Annotated in this window: 21 protein-coding genes and 1 pseudogene; 17 read left to right on the forward strand and 5 right to left on the reverse strand. The window is 37.3% G+C overall.

Features of this window, described 5'->3' with window-relative positions; all coding sequences use genetic code 11:
* Window positions 1–95 precede the first annotated feature (95 nt).
* The 7 genes from eno to NBC122_RS06080 all read left to right on the forward strand — a co-directional run bounded on the left by eno (window position 96) and on the right by NBC122_RS06080 (window position 7,808).
* A complete protein-coding gene (gene eno, locus NBC122_RS06050; RefSeq protein ID WP_133439522.1) occupies window positions 96–1,388 on the forward strand; it encodes a phosphopyruvate hydratase in 1,293 nt (430 codons plus the stop codon).
* An 82-nt stretch (window positions 1,389–1,470) separates the two neighbouring features.
* Complete coding sequence (locus tag NBC122_RS06055) at window positions 1,471–2,757, forward strand: citrate synthase (protein ID WP_133439524.1); 1,287 nt, start codon at window positions 1,471–1,473, stop codon at window positions 2,755–2,757.
* A 354-nt stretch (window positions 2,758–3,111) separates the two neighbouring features.
* Window positions 3,112–3,396, forward strand: a complete 285-nt coding sequence (locus NBC122_RS06060) for a hypothetical protein (protein WP_133439526.1) — start codon at window positions 3,112–3,114, stop codon at window positions 3,394–3,396.
* Window positions 3,393–5,888, forward strand: a complete 2,496-nt coding sequence (gene paaZ / locus NBC122_RS06065; protein ID WP_133439529.1) for a phenylacetic acid degradation bifunctional protein PaaZ — start codon at window positions 3,393–3,395, stop codon at window positions 5,886–5,888. The genes NBC122_RS06060 and paaZ overlap by 4 nt, the downstream gene beginning before the upstream one ends.
* Window positions 5,889–6,003: 115 nt before the next feature.
* Window positions 6,004–6,207, forward strand: a complete 204-nt coding sequence (locus NBC122_RS14540; RefSeq protein WP_246012467.1) for a DUF6150 family protein — start codon at window positions 6,004–6,006, stop codon at window positions 6,205–6,207.
* Window positions 6,208–6,351: 144 nt separating this feature from the next.
* Complete coding sequence (locus NBC122_RS06075; protein WP_133439530.1) at window positions 6,352–7,041, forward strand: SMUG2 DNA glycosylase family protein; 690 nt, start codon at window positions 6,352–6,354, stop codon at window positions 7,039–7,041.
* A complete protein-coding gene (locus tag NBC122_RS06080; RefSeq protein ID WP_133439531.1) occupies window positions 7,041–7,808 on the forward strand; it encodes an enoyl-CoA hydratase/isomerase family protein in 768 nt (255 codons plus the stop codon). Before NBC122_RS06075 ends, NBC122_RS06080 begins: the two co-directional genes overlap by 1 nt.
* A gap of 148 nt (window positions 7,809–7,956) precedes the next feature.
* Here NBC122_RS06080 and NBC122_RS14545 read toward each other — a convergent pair whose 3' ends face one another.
* The 3 genes and pseudogenes from NBC122_RS14545 to aspS all read right to left on the reverse strand — a co-directional run bounded on the left by NBC122_RS14545 (window position 7,957) and on the right by aspS (window position 12,035).
* Window positions 7,957–8,247, reverse strand: coding sequence for a helix-turn-helix domain-containing protein (locus tag NBC122_RS14545; protein WP_246012478.1), 291 nt, complete (start codon window positions 8,245–8,247; stop codon window positions 7,957–7,959).
* A 180-nt stretch (window positions 8,248–8,427) separates the two neighbouring features.
* Window positions 8,428–10,155, reverse strand: a pseudogene (recQ, locus tag NBC122_RS14550) (DNA helicase RecQ); the annotation flags it as partial.
* Window positions 10,156–10,280: 125 nt separating this feature from the next.
* Window positions 10,281–12,035 carry an aspartate--tRNA ligase gene (gene aspS, locus NBC122_RS06090; RefSeq protein WP_133439532.1) on the reverse strand — a complete coding sequence of 585 codons (1,755 nt, stop codon included), beginning with the start codon at window positions 12,033–12,035 and terminating at the stop codon, window positions 10,281–10,283.
* A gap of 298 nt (window positions 12,036–12,333) precedes the next feature.
* Here aspS and NBC122_RS06095 point away from each other — a divergent pair, with 298 nt between their 5' ends.
* On the forward strand, window positions 12,334–12,504 hold the full coding sequence (locus NBC122_RS06095; protein WP_133439533.1) for a 30S ribosomal protein THX: 171 nt from the start codon (window positions 12,334–12,336) through the stop codon (window positions 12,502–12,504).
* Between the two features lie 90 nt (window positions 12,505–12,594).
* On the opposite strand, the gene NBC122_RS06100 is transcribed toward NBC122_RS06095, so the two are convergent.
* Both NBC122_RS06100 and NBC122_RS06105 read right to left on the reverse strand, forming a co-directional pair.
* On the reverse strand, window positions 12,595–13,257 hold the full coding sequence (locus NBC122_RS06100) for a DUF937 domain-containing protein (protein ID WP_133439534.1): 663 nt from the start codon (window positions 13,255–13,257) through the stop codon (window positions 12,595–12,597).
* Window positions 13,258–13,344: 87 nt separating this feature from the next.
* Window positions 13,345–13,845 (reverse strand): DUF2480 family protein, encoded by a 501-nt coding sequence (locus NBC122_RS06105; RefSeq protein ID WP_133441069.1) that lies wholly within the window; start codon window positions 13,843–13,845, stop codon window positions 13,345–13,347.
* Between the two features lie 155 nt (window positions 13,846–14,000).
* On the opposite strand from NBC122_RS06105, the gene NBC122_RS14350 reads away from it, so the two are divergent.
* From NBC122_RS14350 to rlmD, 9 genes are all read left to right on the forward strand, one after another.
* Window positions 14,001–14,141 carry a hypothetical protein gene (locus NBC122_RS14350; protein WP_165983197.1) on the forward strand — a complete coding sequence of 47 codons (141 nt, stop codon included), beginning with the start codon at window positions 14,001–14,003 and terminating at the stop codon, window positions 14,139–14,141.
* Between the two features lie 305 nt (window positions 14,142–14,446).
* Window positions 14,447–15,553, forward strand: a complete 1,107-nt coding sequence (gene lpxB / locus NBC122_RS06110) for a lipid-A-disaccharide synthase (protein ID WP_133439535.1) — start codon at window positions 14,447–14,449, stop codon at window positions 15,551–15,553.
* 177 nt (window positions 15,554–15,730) lie between these two features.
* The gene (locus tag NBC122_RS06115) at window positions 15,731–17,380 is read left to right on the forward strand and encodes a ComEC/Rec2 family competence protein (protein WP_246012480.1); all 1,650 of its coding nucleotides are present in this window, start codon (window positions 15,731–15,733) and stop codon (window positions 17,378–17,380) included.
* Between the two features lie 124 nt (window positions 17,381–17,504).
* Window positions 17,505–18,167 carry a succinate dehydrogenase cytochrome b subunit gene (locus tag NBC122_RS06120; RefSeq protein WP_133439537.1) on the forward strand — a complete coding sequence of 221 codons (663 nt, stop codon included), beginning with the start codon at window positions 17,505–17,507 and terminating at the stop codon, window positions 18,165–18,167.
* A 57-nt stretch (window positions 18,168–18,224) separates the two neighbouring features.
* Window positions 18,225–20,237, forward strand: a complete 2,013-nt coding sequence (locus tag NBC122_RS06125; protein WP_133439538.1) for a fumarate reductase/succinate dehydrogenase flavoprotein subunit — start codon at window positions 18,225–18,227, stop codon at window positions 20,235–20,237.
* A 20-nt stretch (window positions 20,238–20,257) separates the two neighbouring features.
* A complete protein-coding gene (locus tag NBC122_RS06130; RefSeq protein WP_133439539.1) occupies window positions 20,258–21,025 on the forward strand; it encodes a succinate dehydrogenase/fumarate reductase iron-sulfur subunit in 768 nt (255 codons plus the stop codon).
* Window positions 21,026–21,208: 183 nt separating this feature from the next.
* On the forward strand, window positions 21,209–22,705 hold the full coding sequence (locus NBC122_RS06135; RefSeq protein ID WP_133439540.1) for a TlpA family protein disulfide reductase: 1,497 nt from the start codon (window positions 21,209–21,211) through the stop codon (window positions 22,703–22,705).
* 75 nt (window positions 22,706–22,780) lie between these two features.
* The gene (locus NBC122_RS06140; RefSeq protein ID WP_133439541.1) at window positions 22,781–23,086 is read left to right on the forward strand and encodes a hypothetical protein; all 306 of its coding nucleotides are present in this window, start codon (window positions 22,781–22,783) and stop codon (window positions 23,084–23,086) included.
* Between the two features lie 99 nt (window positions 23,087–23,185).
* Window positions 23,186–24,595, forward strand: a complete 1,410-nt coding sequence (gene rlmD / locus NBC122_RS06145; RefSeq protein WP_133439542.1) for a 23S rRNA (uracil(1939)-C(5))-methyltransferase RlmD — start codon at window positions 23,186–23,188, stop codon at window positions 24,593–24,595.
* The last annotated feature ends 29 nt before the right edge of the window (window positions 24,596–24,624 follow it).

Consider the following 24,624-nt stretch of genomic DNA (forward strand, 5'->3'; position numbering starts at 1 on the left):
TCAAACCTATTTAAAATCATCGCATATAACCCTTACAATCATTCAATTTTCACTAAATTTGTACTTCATATTAAATAATACTAAAAAATCATACAATGAGTTATATTTCTTACATTGAAGCGAGGCAGATTTTAGATTCCAGAGGAAATCCTACCATCGAAGTTGATGTGTTCACAGAGAATGGTGCGATGGGTCGTGCTGCTGTTCCTTCCGGAGCATCTACCGGTGAGCATGAAGCCGTAGAATTACGTGATGGCGGCTCTGATTTCTTAGGAAAAGGTGTTTTAAAAGCAATCGAAAATGTAAGAGAAGTAATCGCGCCGGAATTAGTTGGACTTCCCGTGTGGGACCAAAACTTTATCGATCAGATTATGATCGACTTAGACGGTACCAAAAATAAAAGTAATCTCGGAGCCAATGCTATTTTAGGTGTTTCTTTGGCCGCCGCAAAAGCTGCAGCGACAGAATTGAGAATGCCTTTGTATAAATATGTTGGCGGAGTTAATGCCAATACACTTCCTGTTCCGATGATGAACGTAATTAATGGTGGTTCGCATTCTGATGCACCAATCGCATTTCAGGAATTCATGATCATGCCGGTCAAAGCTGAGTCTTTTTCTGATTCTCTAAGAAAAGGAACCGAAATTTTCCACAGTTTAAAATCAATTTTACACGACAGAGGTTTGTCAACTGCGGTTGGTGATGAAGGTGGTTTTGCACCGAAATTCAAAGGAACTGAAGACGCTTTAGATACGCTTTCACAAGCTGTTGAAAAAGCAGGTTACAAAGTAGGAGATGATATTATGTTTGCCTTAGATTGTGCTGCGTCAGAATTCTATAAAGACGGAATGTACGATTATAGAAAATTTGAGACTCCGGAATCTGCGCATTTTAACAGAAGCGAACAGGTGAATTACTTAGCAGACCTGGCAGCGAAATATCCGATTATTTCGATAGAAGACGGAATGCACGAAGACGATTGGGAAGGTTGGAAAATGTTAACTGAAAAAATCGGTGACCGGGTTCAATTGGTTGGTGACGATTTATTTGTAACTAATGTTGAAAGACTTTCAAGAGGAATCAACGAAGGAATCGCAAATTCAATTCTCGTTAAAGTAAACCAAATCGGAACATTATCAGAAACGATGGATGCTGTTCAAATGGCTCAGCACAACCGTTATACAACCGTGATGTCTCACAGATCTGGTGAAACGGAGGATTATACGATCGCAGATTTAGCCGTTGCAATGAACTGCGGACAGATCAAAACCGGTTCCGCTTCCCGTTCAGACAGAATGGCGAAATACAACCAGTTACTGCGTATTGAAGAAGCTTTGGGAGAAACTGCATATTTCCCGGGACTTGACGCATTCAAAATAACACGATAATAGAAAAAATTCATGGAAAGACTGCCAAAAACACTTGCGGTATTATTCCAATATTTATAAATTAGTAAAAAATTAAATTATAATGTCAGATAACAAAGTTATATTAAACTATGATGGTAAAGCATTTGAATATCCAATCGTAGAAAGCACTATCGGTGATAGAGGAATAGATATATCAAAACTAAGAGACCAAACCGGTTTGATTACTTTAGATTTAGGATATAAGAACACAGGAGCTACTTTAAGCGACATCACTTATCTTGACGGTGACAAGGGTGAACTGTATTACAGAGGATATCCAATCGAGCAAATTGCCGAAAAATCAAACTTTACAGAAGTAATGTATCTTTTGTTAAACGGTAATTTACCAACAACAGATCAGTTCGCAGGTTTCGAAAAAGGAATTAAAAAATACAATTTCGTGGCGGACGAAATGAAAAGACTGATCGATGTTTTCCCTCGTTCTGCCCATCCAATGGGAGTTTTATCTTCATTAACTTCTGCGCTTACTGCATTTAATCCAAAAGCGGTAGACGTACGGTCAAAAGAAGAAATGGACCACGCCGCAGAAATGTTGATCGCCAAATTCTCTCACCTTTGTGCGTGGACGTACCGTAAAAAAATGGGACTTCCGATCAATCACGGAGATGACAGTCTAAACTATGTGGAGAATTTCTACAAAATGTGTTTCCGTCGTCCAAACCAGGAATTTGAACTGGATCCTGTCGTTGTTGGAGCTTTAGATAAATTATTAATGCTTCACGCAGATCACGAACAAAACTGTTCTACATCAACGGTAAGAATGGTTGGTTCAGCTCACACAGGATTATTCGCGTCCGTTTCAGCAGGTATTTCTGCACTTTGGGGACCACTTCACGGTGGGGCAAACCAGGCAGTGATCGAAATGTTGGAAATGATTGAACAGGATGGAGGAAATGTTGCAAAATATGTGGAAAAAGCTAAAAATAAAGACGATGATTTCCGTCTAATGGGCTTCGGACACAGAGTTTACAAAAACTTCGATCCAAGAGCAACCATCATCAAAAAAGCAGCAGATGATATTTTGAATTCATTAGGAATTCAGGACAAAGCTTTAGATATTGCACGTCAGTTAGAAAGAGTAGCTTTGGAAGACGACTATTTCGTAAGCAGAAAATTATATCCAAATGTAGATTTCTATTCAGGAATTATTTACCGCGCTTTAGGAATCCCAACCGAAATGTTCACCGTAATGTTCGCGTTAGGGCGATTACCAGGCTGGATTTCTCAGTGGAAAGAAATGCGTTTGCACAACGATCCAATCGGACGTCCAAGACAGGTTTATCAGGGAGCGCCAAAACGTGATTACGTTGATATGAACGCAAGATAATCTTAAATGATATTACAAATTTCCCTTTCAATTTATTTTGAGAGGGATTTTTTTTGAAGTACTTGGGCGCACATTTCCGGCTGTCACTACTCGCTTTTTTCTTGCCCAAGCTTTATCCATGCCTAAGAAAAAGAGCTCAAACATACCGTTCCATCCGGGGCGCAGATTCGTAACTAAAACAAAATTTTAGCAAAATTGAAAATTTCTGTATCTTAACCCACGGAAAAGCATCTGTTTTTTAATTCAATAGGAACGGGCTTTAGCCCTCTTAATACCTTAATGTTTGAAAAAAATCATATCAAAAATCTTAATTTCGCAACTCCACTTCATCCCAAATAAATAGTAGTACTGATAATGAATCCCAAAAATAAAAAAATAATAATTGCCGCATTTTTAATTCTAATTGCTTTGAATGCGGTTGCATTTTACGTTATTCAGGAAGGAATCGGGATCGCAAAAGCAATCAAAAATACCGAAAATAAAGAAGTCTTAAAGTCATTAGAGCAAAAACAAATTTTCAGTGATGTTTTTCCATCACTTGTTTTTACCATCGATATTGCATTGATATTCTTTGTATGTTATCTCCTAATTAAAATGCTCTTCAAAAGTTTAAAAAAATCCACACCTACTCAAAAATGAAATTAAAAAATTACATCAACGGACAATGGATCGAAGGATCAGGAAATGAAATACCATTATATAACGCCGTAAATGGCGAATTGGTCGCGATTTCAGATACCGAAGGAATCAATTTTGAACAAGCCTTAGATTACGGAAGAACTGTAGGTTACCAAAATCTTTCTTCCATGACCTTCTACGATCGAGGTGAAATGTTGAAGAAAGTGGCTCTTTATTTATTAGAAAGAAAGAAAAAATATTACGATTTATCTTATAAAACTGGTGCAACTCACGCCGATTCCTGGGTGGATATCGAAGGAGGTTTCGGAACATTCTTCACTTATTCAGGACTTGCAAAAAGAATGTTACCCAACACTCCATTTTGGGTTGATGGCGATACGCAGAAACTTTCTGCTAACGGAACTTTTATTGGGACGCATATTTTGACGCCAAGCGAAGGCGTTTCCGTTCAGATTAATGCGTACAACTTCCCTGTTTGGGGAATGTTAGAAAAACTATCAACTTCTCTATTAGCGGGAGTTCCAAGTATTGTAAAACCTGCAACACCAGGTTCCTATTTAACCAACGCGGTTTTTCAGGATATGATCGAAAGCGGTTTCCTTCCCGAAGGTGCAATTCAGTTAGTTTGTGGAGAACCGGGAAACATTCTTGATTATGTTCAGGATGGCGATTCTGTGCTTTTTACAGGTTCAGCTTCGACCGGAAAAAAATTAAAATCTTTACCATCCATTTCTAGAAATGCGGTCCGTTTCAATATGGAAGCAGATTCTTTAAACTGTTCAATCCTCGGTCTCGATGCAAAACCCGGAACACCGGAATTTGATCTGTTCATCAAAGAAGTTCGGACAGAAATGACGACCAAAGCAGGACAGAAATGTACGGCAATCCGAAGAATTATTGTCCCCGAAAATTTAGTGGGTGATGTTCAGAATGCTCTGTCCAAAGCTTTAGATCAAACCAAAATTGGAAATCCTTTAAGCCGTGAAACCAGAATGGGTTCCATCGTTGGTAAAAAAGAAATGGCCGTTTTGGAAGAAAAAATAGAACTGCTTAAAGCCGAAACAGAATTGATTTACGATGGGAAACAGGAATTGATAGATGCAGATTATGAAAAAGGTGCCTTTGTGACTCCTAAAGTATTCTACAATGACAAGCCTTTTCAAAAGAATTCTTCCCACGAAGTAGAAGCTTTCGGTCCGGTTTCAACGATTATGCCGTACAAAGATGCAGAAGAAGCCGCCGCTTTGGCAAAACGGGGAAAAGGAAGTTTGGTAGGTTCCATTATTTCTCACGATGAAAAATTCGTTGCAGAAACCTCCTGGAAAATGGCTTCCTCTCATGGAAGAATTTTCGTGTTAAACAGAGATAATGCCAAAGAATCGACCGGTCACGGTTCGCCTTTGCCAACCTTAATGCACGGCGGTCCCGGAAGAGCAGGCGGTGGAGAAGAAATGGGCGGATTGAACGGCCTTCATTTCTTTCTTCAGAAAACAGCGATTCAGGGTTCTCCGGATATTTTGACGGCAATTACCAAAATTTATCAGCAAGGGGCAACTCAACATTTTTCAGACAAACATCCATTCAGAAAATATTTCGAAGAAGTAGAAGTTGGTGATTCATTGGAAACAGCCGGAAGAACTGTAACGGAAGCCGATATCGTTAATTTTTCCAATGTTTCTTGGGATCATTTCTATGCTCACACCGATTCAACTTCTCTGAACGGAACCATTTTCGATCAAACGGTTGCGCATGGATATTTTATTCTTTCCGCGGCAGCAGGATTATTTGTTTCAGGGAAAAAAGGTCCGGTCATTGCCAATTATGGTTTAGAAAATGCAAATTTCTTTAAACCCGTTTACGCCGGAGACACAATCACAGTTTATTTAACGGCAAAAGAGAAAATCAACAAAGGCGTGAAAGGAAGAAATATTCCGAGTGGCGTTGTAAAGTGGTTGGTGGAAGTGGTTAATCAGCGCGAAGAAACTGTTTGCGTCGCCACAATCTTGACTTTGGTAGCAAAAAAATCTCCTTTCATAAAAATTGACTATAAAGATTTTGCGAAAAGATTAAACAATTTAAATGAGCAATCTGCGCCGATTTGGGGAAAAATGAATGCACAACAAATGTTGGAACATTTAGAAACCACCATGAAATACAGCACTGGAGAATTGGAAACTTCGGAATGTAAAACACCGGAAGAACATTTAGAAAAATATCAGGATTCACTTTATAATTTCAGAAAAATGCCGAAAGATTTTCCCGCCCCTTTTTTAGAAGAGGGAAAACTACCCGAATTAAAATATAAAAACCTGGATGAAGCCAAAACTCATTTTATAGAATCGGTAAAGAATTATCAGATTTATTACCGTGAAAATCCGGAAGCTGAACATTTACATTTTGTTTTCGGAAAATTAAATAAAGAGATGATGGAATTATTTCATCAAAAGCATGTGACCCATCACTTTGAACAATTTGGACTTTTTACCAGTTAATTGCCATAAGAAAATCTTTAGCCTTCTTTTTTGGTGTCTTTTTTGCCTTGCAGTTTTCTGCGCAGAAAGTTTTCTATGTTGAGTATCAAAGTCAAGCCGATGTGAAGTTTTTGTGGTGAAATATGAAAGCCAGGCAGATTTGAATGTTTATAAAGTAGATTATCAAAGTCAAGCAGACGGAAATGAAGGGAAATGGTTCTTTGTTAAATATTCGGGTCAGGCAGATAAGAAGATTTATTTCGTTGATTATGAAAGTCAGGCAGATTTGAAAATATTTTTTGTGAGGCTGGCTGGAATAAGAAAGAAAAGAAGCAGTTGATGTATTGAAGGGATGATTTAAAACACATTTATTAATGGTGTAAATGTTCCAAAGGAATATTATCTCTGTAGCATTGAATTAAAAATAATGAATTTGCGTTCCGGAGGAACGCTATCTAATGACCATTAAACTAAAGGTACTATTTTGAAAAAAACCATCGGAGAACAAGTTGTGGCATTCAACAGGCAGTTGCATTATTCAGGCGATCTTCCTGAAGGCTTCCACGTGCTCAATCCGTTCTTCGATAATCCCGAAACTTTAACGGTGATGACCGAATTTTATCAGAAATTTTACAATGACCATAACCAGAGGAAATTCATAATCGGAATAAATCCCAGCCGCCACGGAGCAGGAGTTACCGGCGTTCCATTTACCGACACCAAAAGATTGGAAACCGTTTGCGGAATCGAAATGAAATCGGCTCATACGCATGAGATTTCCTCTGTTTTCCTATATGACGTGATCGGACAGTTTGGAGGTCCGGAACAGTTTTATAAAGAGTTTTATATCAACTCGCCTTTCCCTTTAGCGATTGTCAGAAATACGGTTAGAGGTAATTTAAACGCCAATTATTACGACGACAAAAATCTATTCAAAGCTGTAAAACCTTTTATGATTCAAAGTTTAAAGGATCATATCAGTCTGGGTTTAGACACTTCAGAGGTCTTTATTTTAGGAAAAAAGAATGCTACTTTTATTGATAAAATCAACAGTCAGGAACATTTTTTTGATAAAATGACGGTGCTGGAACATCCCAGATATATTCAGCAATACAAAAGCAAAGAGAAACAATTATACATCGATAAATATTTAATCGCCTTAAATAAAGCATAATGAACAACGGATTTGTAACCCAGGAAATAAAAAACAACATCGCCGAAATCACCTTCGGTACACCAAAAAGCAATTCTTTGCCGGGAGAGATTTTAGAAAAACTCGCAAAAACGATTTTAGAAAGCGGCAAAGATCAAAATGTAAAAGCAATCCTTTTAAAATCGAAAGGTGAAAAAGCCTTTTGTGCCGGAGCAAGTTTCGATGAATTACTGGAAATTGAAGAACTGGAAAAATCAAAAATATTTTTCGGTGGATTTGCTAAAGTTTTGAATGCCATGCGAAATTGCGGAAAATTAGTCATCGTAAGAGTTCAGGGAAAAACTACCGGAGGCGGCGTGGGAATCGCCTGTGCCGCAGATTATTGTTTCGCTACCAAAGATTCTGCAATGGCTTTAACGGAATTGAATTTGGGAATTGGACCGTTTGTGATCGGGCCTTTCGTAGAAAGAAAAATTGGAAAATCAGCCTATTCAGCGATGTCGGTTGATGCAGATTTCCGAAGCGCCGACTGGTGTGAAAAGCACGATGTTTATCATTCGGTATCAGAAAATATTGAGAAAATGGATGAGAAAATTAATGCGTTCATGGAAAAATTATCTTCAAGAAGTTCAGATGCTTTGGCTTTAATTAAAAAAGTTTCGTGGGAAGGAACCGAACATTTTGACCAATTAATGCCGGAAAGAATATTGATGAGTGCTTCTTTGATTTTAGAAGATTCTGCCAAAGAAAATATTGGGAAAATTAAAGAAAGGCTTCGTGCGAAATAGTGATGAAGACAAATATTTATAGAAAAAGTTCTGATTTTATGCGCTAATTTTGATAGTGCAAAACATATTATCAAAGAAGCAGAAATTAATTTTTCCGCTTCTTTTATTTTCACTAAAATATATTTTCGGTTTCGGTTATTAGACCTGATTACTTTTGATTTGTGCTGTTTTCTTTTTCCTTCCTTTTATAAAAAGCAAGTGCTACATGAATTTCAAAATAAGAAAACTCTTCGCCCAGTTCTTCTTTTATTGCTTTTAAAGATGGAATAGTCTGCGTTTTAGCAAAAGAAATAATCGGATCTATTTTATTGATATCCATCAGTTCGCTAGCTTTAATGGTGCCCACCTCCACAAAATTGGCTAGGTGATTTTGAATCGTATTCAAAGACAAATTTCTGTTTTTTGCAATATCTTCTATACTGTTGGCCGCTTTGTACATCTGAAAAGTTGTGGTATAAGTTCCGGCTTGGTATTGATTTTCTTTTTTCGGCGTACTTTGTTTCTTCGGCTTTTTTTCGGAGATCTTACTGGTCAGATTATTTTTGCTGCAGTATTCTGAGATTAAATCTAAAAATATTTCCCCGTATTTTTCAATTTTAAAGGCTCCGAAACCACTGATCTGGCTAAGTTCTTCTTTGGTATGGGGAAGATAACTTGCTAATTCGAGCAGCGTGGCATCAGAAAAGATAACATAAGGAGGTACATTTTCTTGCTCGGCTTGCTGTCTTCTTAAAACTCTTAATTCATTAAATAATTCCGGATGTTCTTCTACTTCATTTTTCGGATATGAGATTTCTGTTTCTGCTACAGTCACTGCTTTGGCGAACGCTCTTACTTTTTGAAGGTTGACTTTTTTCCGGTTAAATAAAACTTCTTTACTTTTTTCTGTCAGTTTTAAAACAGGGAATTCTTCGTTCGATTCCTGTAAAAAACCATTGAGCAGTAATTGTTTTGTTAATTGTTGCCAATATGTTTTTTCAGTGTTTCTGCCGATTCCATAAGTTGGTAAACCACGCATGTAATCCGTAATTTTCGCTCCTTTTGATCCGCGGAGAAAATCAATAATTAAATTTTTTCCGTAACGTTCTTTCAAACGGAAAATGGCACTCAGTAATTTTTGGGCATCAATAGTGGCGTCCCAATTTTCAAAATCGCTGAGACAATAGTCGCAGGAATTACAGTTTCCGGGATGTGATTCTCCAAAATATTCCATCAGATATTGTCGTCTGCATCTTTGCATCTCGGCAAAGTCGGTCATTTGTTGCAATTTTTTCAACATCAAAGTAGATTGCTCCTCGTTACCTTCGATCATTGCAAATTTCTTCAGCTTCATTACATCCGCATTGGAGTAAAATAAAATCGCTTCACTCGGCAATCCATCTCTTCCGGCTCTTCCCGTTTCCTGGTAGTAACTTTCTATATTTTTGGGAAGATCTGCATGCATTACAAAACGGACATTACTCTTATCGATTCCCATTCCAAACGCAATGGTAGCAACCATTACTCTGATTTTATCCTTGATGAAATCATCCTGAACCTGCGCGCGTTCTGAGGAAGAAATTCCTGCGTGATAAAACGCTGCATTGATGCCATTTTCTTTGAGGTTATTTGCCATGTCTTCCGTTCCTTTCCGGGACAAACAGTAGATAATTCCCGAATCATTCGGATGTTCATTAAGATATTGAACAATGTGATTGAGAACGGACTGTTTCGGCTGCACAAAATATTTAATATTGGCTCTGTCAAAAGATGAAATCAAAACAGCCGGTTCTCAGAGATTAAGCTGTTTAATAATGTCCTGCCTCGTAATTTCATCGGCACTTGCCGTTAATGCAATAATTGGTGTTTGTGGAAACTGCCTTTTTAATCCATTTAAAAATAAATAATCCGGACGGAAATCATGTCCCCAATGTGAAACACAATGCGCTTCATCTACCGCAAATAAGGAAATGTGGAGGTCCGACAGCAAGTTTAAAAACGAACCGTTATCTGCACTCAGTTTTTCGGGCGCAACATACAGAAGTTTGAGTTTTCCTTCTTTTAATTGATGAAAAGTTTGATTCTGCTCCAAAGGATTCATCGAAGAATTGAGGAAAGCTGCAGGGATTCCATTCGTACGCAAAGTATCAACCTGGTCTTTCATCAAAGCGATTAAGGGCGAAATTACAATTGCTGTTCCGTCCAAAACCAGCGCTGGAACTTGGTAGCACAAAGATTTTCCACCGCCAGTCGGCATCAAGACAAATGTATCTTTTTTTGCAATTACGTTTTCAACTGCACTTGCTTGTTCGAGTCGGAAATTGTCGTAGCCAAAATATTGTTGAAGTATTTGTAAAGCTTTTTCCATAAATCAAAATTTGTGTTATGGTAAAAATAGTAAATTAACGGAGAACTTCATAGCGTTGCATTCATTAAAAAAAATCTCACCGTTTATGAAAACAATGAGACTTTTTATATTGATTTTGAGAATCTTTATGCTTTTAAATTCAATTTCAATTCCAACTCATCCAACTGCTCATCCGCAATCGCACTCGGCGCATCAATCATCACATCACGTCCCGAGTTATTTTTCGGGAAGGCGATATAATCCCGGATCACTTCATTTCCGTCGAGAATCGCAACCAAACGGTCGAAACCTAATGCCAGACCAGCATGTGGCGGTGCACCATATTGGAAAGCGTTCATCAGAAACCCGAACTGTGTTTCTGCATCTTCTTTTGTGAAACCTAAAAGATTAAACATTTTCGCCTGTAAATCTTTATCGAAAATTCTCACAGAACCACCGCCGATTTCATTTCCATTAAGAATTAAATCGTAAGCATTCGCTCTGGCTTTTCCCGGATCGGTTTCCAATAAATGTACATCTTCCGGTTTCGGTGAAGTGAAAGGATGGTGCATTGCGTGATATCTTCCGCTTTCTTCGTCCCATTCCAAAAGTGGGAAATCGATCACCCAAAGTGGGGCAAATTCTTTCGGATTTCTTAATCCCAATCTGTTCCCCAATTCCATTCTGAGGGCGGACAGTTGGGTTCTTACTTTATTTTCGTTTCCGGACATCAGGAAAATTAAATCTCCCGCTTTTGCCCCGAATTTTTCTGTGATTTTCTTTAAATCCTCTTCGTTGTAAAATTTATTTACAGAAGAAGTGACAACACCATCATTTTGAAATTTAATCCAAATCATGCCGTTTGCGCCAATTTGCGGGCGTTTTACCCAATCGATCAGTTCATCGATTTGTTTTCTGGTGTAATCTGCGCAACCTTCAACATTGATTCCGACAACCAATTCTGCGTCGTCAAAAATTTTGAAATCTTTTCCTTTTACCAATTCGTGCACTTCGACGAATTCCATTCCGAAACGGATGTCCGGCTTGTCGTTTCCGTATTTTTGCATCGCATCTGCGAAAGTCATTCTCGGGAATTTACCGAATTCTTTTCCGGCGATATCTTTCAGTAAAGTTGCGGTCATTCCTTCGAAAATTTCCAGCACATCTTCCTGTTCTACAAATGCCATTTCACAATCGATTTGGGTGAATTCCGGTTGTCTGTCGGCTCTTAAATCTTCATCGCGGAAACATTTTACAATTTGGAAATAACGGTCCATTCCACCAATCATCAATAATTGTTTGAACGTTTGTGGCGATTGTGGTAATGCATAAAACTGTCCCGGATTCATTCTGCTTGGAACCACGAAATCTCTTGCCCCTTCAGGAGTTGATTTAATGAGAACTGGCGTTTCAACTTCAATAAAATCCTGTTCTGAAAGATAATTTCTTACTTTCTGCGCCATTTTGTGACGGAAAATCAATTTGTCTTTCACCGGATTTCTGCGGATATCCAAATATCTGTATTTCATGCGAAGTTCTTCGCCGCCATCCGTTTGGTCTTCGATAGTGAAAGGTGGCGTTTCTGATTCATTTAAGATCGTTAATCTCTCAACTAAAATTTCGATTTCTCCCGTTGGGATTTTCGGGTTTTTACTGATTCTTTCGATTACTTTTCCTTCGATTTGAATCACGAATTCCCGGCCGAGTTGATGAGCGTTTTCTAATAATTCTGCGGAAGAACGGTCTGCATCAAATACCAACTGCGTAATTCCGTAACGGTCGCGTAAATCAATCCACATCATAAAACCTTTGTCACGAATGGTTTGAACCCATCCGGATAGGGTGACGTTTTGATCAAGATTTTGTAAAGTTAATTCTCCGTTGGTGTGCGTTCGAAACATAGTTTTTCAGATATTAGAAGTTAAAATTGAAATGTAGATTTAGTCTAAAATTTCAGTGGCAAAGATAAGTTTTTTGGACGATTGTAAGAAGTGATTGTTTATTGTTGTTGCTGCAGTAATAATGCTCTTAGGATTTGTACACAGACAATTCGTAATAAAAAGATGACGTCTGTTGCTGAATTCGGTTTAAGCACAGGTAAGAAGTAAACACCGGAAACTTTATGATTTTTTAAGAATTAGTTTATTTAAATATTACTTAACTTTGTGAATATCAACATTAAAAAACAAATTATTTATTATGGGAAAAGGAGATCAAAAATCGAAAAGAGGAAAAATTGTAGCGGGCAGTTATGGTAAAAAAAGACCTCGAAAAGAATCAAAGCCAATGCTCGCAACGGTGGATCAGGTTGAGAAACCGGAAAAGGAAGTGAAGCCAAAAGCTGCAGCAAAACCTAAAGCAGAAAAATAAGAGGTTAAGTTAAAAAGAACAACAAACCAAATTGAATATAAAAAAACCGAAGAACATTCTTCGGTTTTTTATATTGTAATGTTGGTAATATTATTTTCTGTCAAATAAACTTCCTAAAAGTCCACCTAATCCGCCTTCTGATTGTTGATCATCGCCAAGAACACTTCGCAAAATATCACCGAGGCCACCACCGGAACCTTGATTTGCACCGCCAAGAACACTGCCTAGAATTTCAGTTAAAGGACTGGAGTTTCCTTGAGCTTGTTGTTGCTGAACCTGACTGGTCGCGCTGCCTAAAATTCCACCCAGCAGATCTCCTAGACCGCCGCCCGAATTTATGCCGGTTTCTTGCTTTTCTTTGCCGATAAATCCCATAATTACAGGCGCCAGCATTGCTAAAATTGGTCCGATTTTATCCACTGAAATTCCTGTTTTCTGAGAAAGTTGGTTTTCAACATCTGCCTTTTGGCTGCCGAAAACGTGGTCGAGAATTGAATCTCCTTCCTGTTGTCGTGCTGCTGCCTGAGAAGGATCGTTTAAAATACTTCCGTCATGATCTTTGTCCAGTGCATTATTCAGTTCTTCTGCTTCCTGCGGACTGTCCTGAGATTTTTTTCTCAGATAAGAAATTACCAGTGGTGCAGCGACTGCTAATAAAGCGATAATTTGGTTTTTGCTGATTCCAAATTTGTTTTCAGCATCTGCCGCAACCTGATTTCCTGCGTTTCCTGTGATAAGGTCAATTAAACTCATATTCGTGTGGTTTTAGAAATTATTAATAATTAAAGGTATCAAAAATTAGTCCCTATTATTTTTCTAAAACTTAAGAAATATTAAAGTTTAATTTTTAAAAATAGGAACGTTCGAGCAGGCTTCGCCAAACATTAAAGATTTTACAAGAGGTTTTAGTTGTTCAACCAATTCGATATAGGCATTTTCTGGAATCGACTGATCACTGCAACCTTTTACCAAAACTCTTTTACCGGTCAGTTCAGTAAAGTCATAAGTTTGAATGGCATTGTGCATTAATAAAACTTCCAGATCTTCTCTGTTTCCGAAAACGATTTTCTTTGCGGTTTCTGTTAATTTTGCCGTGAGCAGAAAATAAGCCCACAGCGGGACAATCGCATCTGCAGAATTATAAATATAGATGTAGCAATCTTTATATTCTTCGACGTTAATGTTTGCTATTTTTTCACGGAAATCTTTTTCTTTTAAAATCAATTCCTGGAAAAGATAATCCTTCAGATCGATGCCGATCCGTTTGCCTTTGGGTACCAGTTGCGAGAGATCGAAGTTGACCAGTCCGCTTTCTGCAATTTTGTTTTTTATTTCATCCATCATTGATAGGCATAAATTTTATTATCTTTGAAGGAACAAATTTAGGTTAAAAATTTTTAAAACTTAAAAATGATGACAATACTTGAACGCAAAAAAATCATTAAAAAAAGATCGATTTTTCTGATAAAACAACTTTAGAAAAGATTGAAAAACTTTTGGAGGAAGATGTTTATGTTTTTTCTGAAGAGCAGCTATTGAAGATAAAGGGAGCAAGAGAACAATACGAAAGAGGGGAATACTTTACCGCAGAAGAAGCCAGGAAAGAAATGATGAAATGGTTCAAAGAACAAGAGTAGTTATTTGGTCAACAGAATCTTTGGCAGATAAGAAAGCTGTTTTTTCTTATTGGAATAACAGGAATAAATCAACGTTATACACTAAAAAGCTGAATATATTGTTGGATGAAAAAGCGAAACTCAAAATCCTTTTATCGGAAGAAAAACTTCAGTAAAAAATATACGGACTTCTGTGGTGAGATATTGCTTATTAATTTACGAGATTCACCAAGATGTTATTTTGATTTTAGGAGTTTGGGAAGCGCATCAGAATCCTGAAAATCTGATTTTTTAAAATGACATCTATCAACCATCTTTAAACATTTATGAAATATTATATCATCGCTGGCGAAGCATCCGGAGATTTGCATGCTTCCAATTTAATGAAATCGATTCTTAAAAAAGATTCCCAAGCGGAATTTCGTTTTTGGGGCGGCGATTTGATGGCCAACGTCGCAGGGTTTTCGCCCATAAAACACTACAAAGATCTGGCATTTATGGGTTTCTTGGAAGTTGCCAAAAATTTGCGGACGATTCTGAAAAACATTAAAATCTGCAAAGAAGATATTAACCAGTTTCAACCTGATGTTTTGATTTTGGTTGATTATCCTGGTTTTAATTTAAGAATTGCCGAATTCGCAAAAAAATCTGGAATACAAGTTATTTATTATATTTCTCCGCAGCTTTGGGCTTGGAAAGAAGGCCGTGTAGAAAAAATCAAAAAGTTCGTGGACGAAATGTTGGTTATTCTTCCGTTTGAAAAAGAATTCTATAAAAAACATAATATTGATGCACATTTCGTTGGACATCCTTTATTGGATGCGATTTCCGATTTGCCGAAAATCAATGTCAGCCAATTTAAAAAAGACAATCATTTAAACGAAAAAGAAATCATCGCACTTTTGCCAGGTTCACGTGAGCAGGAAGTTACCAAAATGCTTGAATTAATGCTTTCTGTACGGCCGCATTTTAAGGATTATCAGTTTGTAATTGCCGGAGCGCCAAGTTTACCAAAATCATTTTACCAGAAATATGTTGATGAAAATGTTCATTTCGTTTCCAACAAAACTTACGATCTTTTAAGATGTTCAAAAGCGGCTTTGGTGACATCGGGAACGGCAACTTTAGAAACGGCTTTGCTCAATATTCCGGAAGTGGTTTGTTACCGCAGCAGTACTGTTTCTTATGAGATCGGAAAACGCGTGGTTAAAAATATCAAATATATTTCTCTGGTCAATTTAATTATGGATAAGGAAATTGTTACGGAACTTATTCAAAGTGGATTAAACACGAAGAATTTAGTTAAAGAACTATCCGCGATATTGAATGGAGAACAGAGAGAAAAAATCTTAAACAATTACCAGCAGCTTAGGGAAAAGTTGGGAGGGAAAGGTGCAAGTGATGAGGCTGCGGATATTATTGTAAAAGGGTGATTTTACCCGTGATATTATCATCGGAAGTTGATAATTTTACAAAAAAATAAATTGCATAAAGAACCTTTATTTATTCTCTTTGTCTGTTTTGTACTTGGGATCTTTTTTCAGGATTATTTTTTGTTATCTGATGTTTCGATTTATATTTTGCTGATTTCGAGTGCTTTAAGTGTTTCTTTGGTTGCGGTTAAAAATTTCTACTTCTATAAAATTCGTCCCGTACTGTTTGGTTTTTTGGCATTTACAATTGGCATTTTTATGCATTTTCACCATTCCCAAAAGCCTGAACTTCCGGTATTGAAAAGTAAGGAAACCATTACTTTTAAAATCATCAAGAAACTCAATTCCAATGAGAAAAACCGTCGTTACGAAATTGATGCCTGGAAAGATGAAGCTCATTTTAAAAGTGTCCTGTCCTTCCCAAAAACCGAAAAAGATTTAGATTTTAAACATTATTATAAAGGAGAGGTTTACATCAATCAAATCGAAAAACCGTACAATGATTTTCAGTTCGATTATGGGAAATACCTTTCCCGAAAAGGAATTTACTTTCAAAGTTATCTGCCTAATTCCTTCAAGTTTGCACAACGGGAAGATCTTTTGTTTGCTGAGAAAATTAAACAGCGGCGGCTAGAAACTTTAGCAAAAATTGATCAGACAGCTATAAAGAAACGCAGCCGTGAATTTGCCAAAGGAATAATTCTGGCTGACCGTACAGAAATGGATCAGGAAACTGTTCGTGATTTCAGGGATTCGGGAACGATGCATATTCTGGCGATTTCGGGAACGCACATGGCGATTATTTTTGGAGTGATTCTGCTCATTTTGAATTTTATTTTTCCACCGAAATATCGGAGACCTAAAATTTTGCTTGCGCTAATTTTAATTTGGTCGTTTGCCATTTTTATTGATTTCGGGAATTCTGTGGTCAGAAGTTGCGTGATGATTTCTGTTTATTACACCTTTATATTATTGCAACGGAAAACCGATTTGCTGCATTCGATGGCGCTTGCGGGGTTTGTGATTTTATTGCTGAATTCCAATCAACTTTTTGAAGTCGGTTTTCAACTGAGTTTCGCAGCTGTTTTCGGGATTTATTGGTTTAATCAGCCTATTTTGAAATATTTACCGAAGGCCAGAAATAAGTTTCAGAATTTTATGTTAAATATTTTGTCCATCAGTTTGTCTGCCCAGCTTGGGACAGTTCCGCTGGTGATTTATTATTTTCATCAATATTCTGCGGTTTCAATTGTTGCGAACCTGGTAATTATTCCGTTTGCGGAAATTGTGATTGTCTTTTCATTATTAATGGTTATTCTGATTTCCTTATCTATTGATTTCAGTTGGCTCAATTCTATGTATGATGAATTGATTACATTTACTTTAAAGGGGATTCACTTTTTTGGCGATGCGGATTCTTTGATGCACAGGATGATTCCTTTAACTTTGTTGGAAGTGTTGCTTTTATACTTGCTCTTTTATTTCCTGCGCTTTTCTATTCAAAAGTTGACCATTAAAAATGTTTCGATGGTTATTTATTTTGCATTGGTTTTTGTTTCCCTTCGTGCAATGCTGAATTACAAAGCTGAGAAATCAGATGAGGTTTTGGTTCATCAGTTTTTTAAAGAAAAAGTTATATCGGTAAAAGAACGGAATTCAGTGGTTTTTTACAGTTCAGAAAATGCTGATCAGGAAAAAATCAAGCAATATATTATCGAACCTTATTTAACTTCCAGAAGGACAAAGAATTATTCGGTAGTTTTTATACCGAGAAATATTTCATCAGCTGAATTTCAAAAACAAAAGCACGAAGTCGCCCGGCAGTGATTTTAAAGTGCGGATAGATCATCTTATTTAGAAAGATTACAAACTAAAATTTTCTGACATTTCTCACGTGAAATACACTCAGCATTTTTCTAACTTTGTAAGAATTCAAATTTAAACATTAATTATGGCAGGATTAACTAGTTCTTCTATTGGAAGAAAGTACGCAATGGCATTATCTGCAATGTTTTTGCTCATTTTCCTAATTATGCATCTCTCGGTCAATTTACTATCCGTTATTAGTAAAGATGCATTCAATTCCGCATCGGAATTTATGGGTTACAACCCTTTTATTCAGTTTTTGATGCAACCAATTCTTGGTTTCGCAGTAATTTTTCACTTTGCAATGGGCTTTATTCTTGAAATTAAAAACAATAATTCAAGACCAATAAAGTACAGAATGAACAATCGTTCTTCTAATTCTACCTGGATGTCTCGCAACATGCTGCTTTCCGGAGTTGTGGTTTTGGCGTTTTTAGGATTACACATGTATGATTTTTGGTGGCATGAAATGGACTACAAATATGTTGTAGGAAGTGTTAGAGATGAAGCAAGGTATTGGCCGGAACTGCATGCACAGTTTGGGAATGTCGGAAGAGTAATTTTCTATGTTGTTGCTTTTGTATTATTAGGACTGCATTTAGCACACGGATTCCAATCGTCTTTCCAGTCGATCGGTGCAAGACATCCGAAATATACACCGATGATTAAGGCGGTAGGAACCTGGTATTCTATCCTTATTCCTGCTGGTTTTATTTTAGTGGCCGTTTTTCATTACGTAACTCAATAAATTTTAAATTTTATATCGACATTAAAATTTAAAATCTAAAATTTAAAATTTCTAAAAATGAGCAAATTAGATTCAAAAATTCCGGCAGGTCCACTAGCGGACAAATGGAAAAATCATAAAGATCATATGAACTTGGTTTCGCCAAACAACCGTGATAAAATTGATATCATCGTTGTAGGAACAGGTTTGGCAGGTGGTTCGGCCGCAGCTACATTAGCAGAACAGGGATATAACGTAAAAGCATTTTGCTATCAGGATTCGCCAAGAAGAGCACATTCAATTGCTGCGCAAGGAGGTATCAATGCTGCGAAAAATTATCAAGGTGACGGGGACTCTACTTACAGATTGTTTTACGATACTATTAAAGGAGGTGATTACCGTTCAAGAGAAGCAAACGTTTACAGACTTGCAGAAGTTTCTGCAAGCATCATCGACCAGTGTGTTGCACAAGGTGTTCCTTTCGGAAGAGAATATGGCGGTCAGCTAGACAACCGTTCTTTCGGTGGAGTTCAGGTAAAAAGAACGTTTTATGCTAAAGGGCAAACCGGACAGCAGTTATTATTAGGAGCATATTCAGCCGTGAGCCGACAAATCGGTAAAGGAAGAATCAAAATGTATAACCGTCACGAAATGCTTGATTTAGTAATCGTTGATGGAAAAGCAAGAGGAATTATCGCCAGAAATTTAGTGACCGGAGAAATAGAAAGACATTCTGCTCATGCAGTAGTAATCGCTTCCGGTGGTTATGGCAACGTATATTTCCTTTCTACCAACGCGATGGGATCTAATGTTTCTGCCGCCTGGAAAATTCATAAAAAAGGAGCGTATTTCGCCAATCCTTGTTATGTACAGATTCACCCAACCTGTATTCCGGTACATGGAACGGCGCAGTCTAAACTGACTTTAATGTCAGAATCATTAAGAAACTCCGGAAGAATCTGGGTTCCGAAAAATATAGAAGATGCCGTAGCAATCCGTGAGGGTAAACTAAGACCGGAAAATATTGCTCAGGAAAACCGTGATTATTATTTAGAAAGAAGATATCCTGCTTTTGGAAATTTAGTTCCGAGAGATGTTGCATCCAGAGCAGCGAAAGAAAGATGTGACGCCGGTTACGGAATTGAAAATAATGACACGCATGAAGGAGTATATTTAGATTTTTCTACTGAAATTCAGAAGAAAGGTAAAGAAGCTGCTATCGAAAAAAATATTCATAATCCTACCGATCAGCAGATTTATGATTTAGGAAAAGCATGGATTGAAGAGAAATATGGTAACCTTTTCGTGATGTACGAAAAGATTACCGCAGACAATCCTTATGTAACTCCGATGAAGATTTATCCGGCAGTTCACTATACAATGGGTGGTGTTTGGGTAGATTACAATTTACAGTCTACAATCCCGGGATGTTTCGTAATCGGTGAGGCCAACTTCTCTGATCACGGTGCAAACAGACTTGGGGCTTCCGCTTTGATGCAAGGTTTGGCAGACGGTTATTTCGTTCTTCCATATACGATTGCAGATTATCTTTCTGCAGATATCAGAACCGGAGAGATTCCAACAAACAGTCCGGCTTTTGATGCTGCTGAAAAAGAGATTAAAGATAAAGTGAACTTCTTTATGACCAATAACGGTAAACACAGTGTAGATTATTTCCATAAAAAACTAGGCCACATCATGTGGAATAAAGTTGGAATGGGAAGAACTCCTGAAGGTTTACAGGAAGCGATTAAAGAAATCGAGGAAGTAAGAAAGGAATTCTGGGCAGATGTAAGAGTTCCGGGTGATGCAAACGGAATGAACATGGAACTTGAAAAAGCTTTCAGAGTTGCAGATTTCCTGGAGTTGGGTCAGTTAATGGCGAAAGATGCTTTGGCAAGAGAAGAATCTTGTGGCGGACATTTCCGTTGGGATCATGCAACACCGGAAGGTGAGGCCGAGAGAGATGATGAAAACTTCAAATATGTGGCGGCATGGGAATATCAGGGAGACGATATCAATCAGGAAACCATGCATAAGGAGGATCTGATTTATGAAAATATCGAAGTTAAAACAAGAAGTTATAAATAATCTCCAAAAAAGTTAAGAATATGAGTGCACAAAAAGGATTAAACCTGACTCTGAAAATTTGGAGACAGAAAAATAATAAAACAAAAGGACAGTTTGAGACTTATAAGATTTCCGACGTTTCTACGGATTCGTCATTTCTGGAAATGTTGGATATGCTCAACGAAAACCTAATCAACGAAGGGCAAGAGGCAATCGCATTTGACCACGACTGTAGAGAAGGGATCTGCGGAATGTGTTCATTGTACATCAATGGCCGTCCACACGGACCGGATACGGGAATTACCACATGCCAGCTGCACATGAGAATGTTCAAAGACGGCGAAACAATTCATATCGAACCGTGGAGAAGTGCCGCTTTCCCAATTATTAAAGATTTGGTAGTAGACAGAAGTGCTTTTGATAGGGTGATGGCAGCGGGAGGTTTTATTTCTGTAAACACTTCCGGAAACACACTTGATGCAAACGCTATTTTGGTACCGAAAGAAGATGCAGATAATGCGATGGATGCAGCAGCCTGTATCGGTTGTGGAGCTTGTGTTGCAACTTGTAAAAATGGTGCCGCGTCACTGTTTGTGGGAGCTAAGGTTTCTCAGTTCGCTTTACTGCCGCAAGGTAGAGTAGAGGCCAAAAGAAGAGTGCTGAATATGGTGAAAGCCATGGATGAAGAAGGGTTCGGAAACTGTTCAAATACAGGCGCTTGTGAAGTAGAATGTCCGAAAGGAATTTCTTTAGAAGTAATCGCCAGAATGAACAGAGAATATTTTAGCGCAAGTCTAGATCAAGGTTAAAATTATTTTACAATTATAAAAAAACTGCTTTCAGAAATGAAAGCAGTTTTTCTTTGTTAAACTTTCACAAATCTTAAAAATAAATTTTTAATAACTCGGTGAAAACCCTATTTTTGCTCAGATTTAAAAACAAGGGTAGTTTGGTTGAATCAATTTTAATTAAATAAAAGAAAAACAATAAAGATGAGTAAGTATTTTTTAATGCTATTGGTTGCATTCGCTGCAATGTCATGTTCAAAAAAAGTGGAGGTTTCCGGTAATTTTGCCGGTGGATCACCATTAGAAAGAATTGAATTTATAGAAGCATCTGGCGTAGCGACACTTCCGTTGATTAATATTGGAGTAGACAGCAAAGGAAGCTTTTCCGGAAGCTTCGAGGCTCCGAAAGACGGTATGTATATTATGACTTATGCAGGTAAACAGGCGATGGTTTATCTTAAAGGAGGTCAGAAGGTAAATATCTCAGGACAGGCAGACGCTTTCCCCGCGAAATTTACAGTGACCGGCGATGCGAAGAAAAATAATGACTTCATCCAGGAATCATTAGCTTCTATCCAGGAATATGCAGGAAAAATAAATGTTGGTGAATTGGTAACTAAAGACGAAGCTGCATTTTTAAAAGAAGTTGAAAAAATAAGAACCGATTTAGAAAGCAGAATTGATGCTGCCGCTAAAAAAACATCAGCCGACAGTGAAGCTGTTCAGTGGAAAAAAGACGAATTGAATGCAAGTATTCTTGGACTGATGACTCAGTACGAAATGAATCACGCACAGGCAACCGGAAAAGCAGACTATAAAGTTTCCAAAAACTTTACCGATGCTGAAGCGAAGATGAGTACAAACAAAGACAGAATGTTGAAAAATCAACCGATTTACAGAAATTATTTATTGGGGAAATTAAGTAAGGATTTCCAGACGTACGCAGAAGCTCACAATAAATCGGGTCAGGAAACTTCTTCCGTTTTGTTTTCTAATTTTTTAGATACCAAAAAAGATATGCCTCAGTTAGAGAAAGATTATCTGTTGGCATTTGTAATGTCAAACAGTGATATCAATCCTTCTACGACTCCGGAAAATGCTGCAAAAATTACTAAACTGATCCAGGATAAAATTAAAGATGCAACAATCAAAAAAGATTTAAAGCATATTCAGTTCGTTCTTTCGGGGCCTAAAGTGGGTGAGCCGATTTCAGCTGCAAAATTAGTGAAAGAAGATGGCAGCGCTTTCAAATTAGCAGATAACAAAGCAAAACCTGCAATGGTAATGTTTTACGCTTCCTGGAATCCATATATTAGCGAAGCGACCATTCCGGTTCTGAGAGAAATTACCAACTTCTACAAATCAAAAATGGATTTTATCTATGTCAATTTAGATGACACAAAAGATCAGTTTTCTAAAACAAGCAAAGCAATGTTAATGGGATTCCCGGGAACTAATGCATATGGTGAAGCCGGTATGAACTCCCAAATTGCAAAAGATTTAGGAATCTTTGGTTTCAAACTTCCATCATTTATCCTTATCGATAAAGAAGGCAAAGTGGCCAGCAAGTTTTTCTTTAATTTAGGTGATCCGGAATTAGTGACCATGCTTGATAAAATAACGGGATTAAAAGCGCCTGCTGCACCGGAAGCAACATTGCAAAATGATTTGGTTCAGCCTCCTGTGCCTGCAGCTAAATAATATTACGCCTGTTCAAAATATATTCCTGTCATTTTTATGGCAGGAATTTTTTTATCTTTCAGAAAATATTTAAAAATGAAAAAAGAATTACTTCTTTCTAAAAATGTTTTGTATACGCTTATTTTGGTAAATTTTGTATTTAATTTTTTTACAGTTTTTTACAGTATTCCAAGTTTGGATATTCCACTCGCAGCGGGAAAAGTTCTTATTTATATAGGTTTATTTTCCAGTTTTATTGCTTCTGTGGTATTGATTGTCGATGTTTTTACTAATCATATTAATGGAAGATATCTTTGGACTTTAGCCTTTCTGTTCTCTGGTGGTCTTTTGGGCTTTTTCTACTTGAGAGGTCGTGATTATTATTTGAATGCAAGTAATTAAATAGAAGCCCATTATAATTTAATAATTAAAAACTACAAAGCGGGAAAACTTCCGGTTTTTTTATTTTAAAACCTTACTTTTGCCTCCAGATTAATTGTCATGAGAAAGAGAAATAAAAATATTGTTTTAGAGAATATCAAATTGGTTTCTGCCGGTTCAAAAGGCGTTGCTGTAGGAAAAACCGCTGAAGGAAAAACCGTTTTGGTTTCAGGTGCGGTTCCCGGAGATATTGTAAATGCCCGCGTAAAAAAATCAAAATCCAATTACTTCGAAGCAGAAATGATTGAGATTGTCGAAAGATCACCTTTCCGTGTGGAACCGAAATGTATTCACTTCGGGGTTTGTGGCGGTTGCAAATGGCAGAATCTTTCTTATGAAAAACAACTGGAATTTAAACAGGACGAAGTTTTTAATCATATTAAAAGAATCGGAGGAATTGAAGATTTTGAAACTTTGCCAATTCTCGGGAGCGATGAACAGTATTTCTATCGTAATAAAATGGAATTTTCTTTTTCCAATGCACGTTGGCTCACCCAATATGAAATCAGTTCTGAAGAGAATTTCGGAAATCGCGATGCTTTAGGATTTCATATTCCAGGAATGTGGAGCAAGATTTTGGATTTGAAAGAATGTTTCCTTCAGGAAGACCCATCGAATGCCATGCGGCTGGCGATTAAAAAGCATGCGGTAGAAAATGGTTTAGAGTTTTTTGATGTCAAAGGTCAGCAGGGTTTTTTGAGAACCGTCATGTTCCGTCAGAATTCAAAAGGCGAGTGGATGGTTTTATTTCAGTTATTCCGGGAAGAAAAAGAAAATCAGCAGCAATTATTCGACTTTATGTTGGGCGAATTTCCACAGATTAAAACTTTACTTTTCTGTATCAATTCAAAACAAAATGACTCTTTATACGATCAGGACGTTCAAACTTATTTTGGCGATGGTTTTTTAATGGAAGAAATGGAAGGCTTGAAATTTAAAATCGGACCCAAATCTTTCTTCCAGACGAATTATAAACAAGCCTTAAATTTATATGCAAAAACTTTGGAATTTGCTGATTTAAAAGGTGATGAGGTCGTTTACGATTTGTACACAGGAACTGGAACAATTGCTCAGTATGTTGCGAAAAAAGCAAAACAGGTCATCGGAATTGAGTCGGTTCAGGAATCGATTGATGCCGCAAAAGAACACGCAGAACTGAACGGTTTAACCAACTGCACCTTCTATTGTGGTGATATGAAAGAAATCTTTAATGATGAATTTATCGCACAACATCCCAAGGCAGATGTACTGATTACCGATCCGCCAAGAGACGGGATGCACCAGAAAGTAGTAGAGCAAATTCTGAAAATCGCACCGGAAAAAATCGTTTACGTAAGTTGTAATTCTGCCACACAGGCGAGAGATTTAGCTTTGATGAAAGACCATTACAAGCTGGTGAAAATTTTACCGGTAGATATGTTCCCACAAACGCATCATGTTGAAAATATTGCTTTACTAATTAAAATATAAACACTATTTTTATTTTTTTAATAAATAAT

Origin of the sequence: Chryseobacterium salivictor (assembly GCF_004359195.1) — a bacterium.
In the GTDB taxonomy this organism is placed as follows: Bacteria; Bacteroidota; Bacteroidia; order Flavobacteriales; family Weeksellaceae; genus Kaistella; species Kaistella salivictor.

Excerpts from the sequence above, each read along its gene's own strand:
- NBC122_RS06135 (WP_133439540.1), top strand. The coding sequence starts at position 21,209 with ATGAGTAAGTATTTTTTAATGCTATTGGTTGCATTCGCTGCAATGTCA.
- aspS (WP_133439532.1), bottom strand. The coding sequence starts at position 12,035 with ATGTTTCGAACGCACACCAACGGAGAATTAACTTTACAAAATCTTGAT.
- NBC122_RS06125 (WP_133439538.1), top strand. The coding sequence starts at position 18,225 with ATGAGCAAATTAGATTCAAAAATTCCGGCAGGTCCACTAGCGGACAAA.
- NBC122_RS06140 (WP_133439541.1), top strand. The coding sequence starts at position 22,781 with ATGAAAAAAGAATTACTTCTTTCTAAAAATGTTTTGTATACGCTTATT.
- NBC122_RS06120 (WP_133439537.1), top strand. The coding sequence starts at position 17,505 with ATGGCAGGATTAACTAGTTCTTCTATTGGAAGAAAGTACGCAATGGCA.
- NBC122_RS06095 (WP_133439533.1), top strand. The coding sequence starts at position 12,334 with ATGGGAAAAGGAGATCAAAAATCGAAAAGAGGAAAAATTGTAGCGGGC.
- eno (WP_133439522.1), top strand. The coding sequence starts at position 96 with ATGAGTTATATTTCTTACATTGAAGCGAGGCAGATTTTAGATTCCAGA.
- NBC122_RS06130 (WP_133439539.1), top strand. The coding sequence starts at position 20,258 with ATGAGTGCACAAAAAGGATTAAACCTGACTCTGAAAATTTGGAGACAG.
- NBC122_RS06105 (WP_133441069.1), bottom strand. The coding sequence starts at position 13,845 with ATGGATGAAATAAAAAACAAAATTGCAGAAAGCGGACTGGTCAACTTC.
- NBC122_RS14545 (WP_246012478.1), bottom strand. The coding sequence starts at position 8,247 with ATGTACAAAGCGGCCAACAGTATAGAAGATATTGCAAAAAACAGAAAT.
- NBC122_RS06055 (WP_133439524.1), top strand. The coding sequence starts at position 1,471 with ATGTCAGATAACAAAGTTATATTAAACTATGATGGTAAAGCATTTGAA.
- lpxB (WP_133439535.1), top strand. The coding sequence starts at position 14,447 with ATGAAATATTATATCATCGCTGGCGAAGCATCCGGAGATTTGCATGCT.
- rlmD (WP_133439542.1), top strand. The coding sequence starts at position 23,186 with ATGAGAAAGAGAAATAAAAATATTGTTTTAGAGAATATCAAATTGGTT.
- NBC122_RS06080 (WP_133439531.1), top strand. The coding sequence starts at position 7,041 with ATGAACAACGGATTTGTAACCCAGGAAATAAAAAACAACATCGCCGAA.
- NBC122_RS06060 (WP_133439526.1), top strand. The coding sequence starts at position 3,112 with ATGAATCCCAAAAATAAAAAAATAATAATTGCCGCATTTTTAATTCTA.
- NBC122_RS06100 (WP_133439534.1), bottom strand. The coding sequence starts at position 13,257 with ATGAGTTTAATTGACCTTATCACAGGAAACGCAGGAAATCAGGTTGCG.
- paaZ (WP_133439529.1), top strand. The coding sequence starts at position 3,393 with ATGAAATTAAAAAATTACATCAACGGACAATGGATCGAAGGATCAGGA.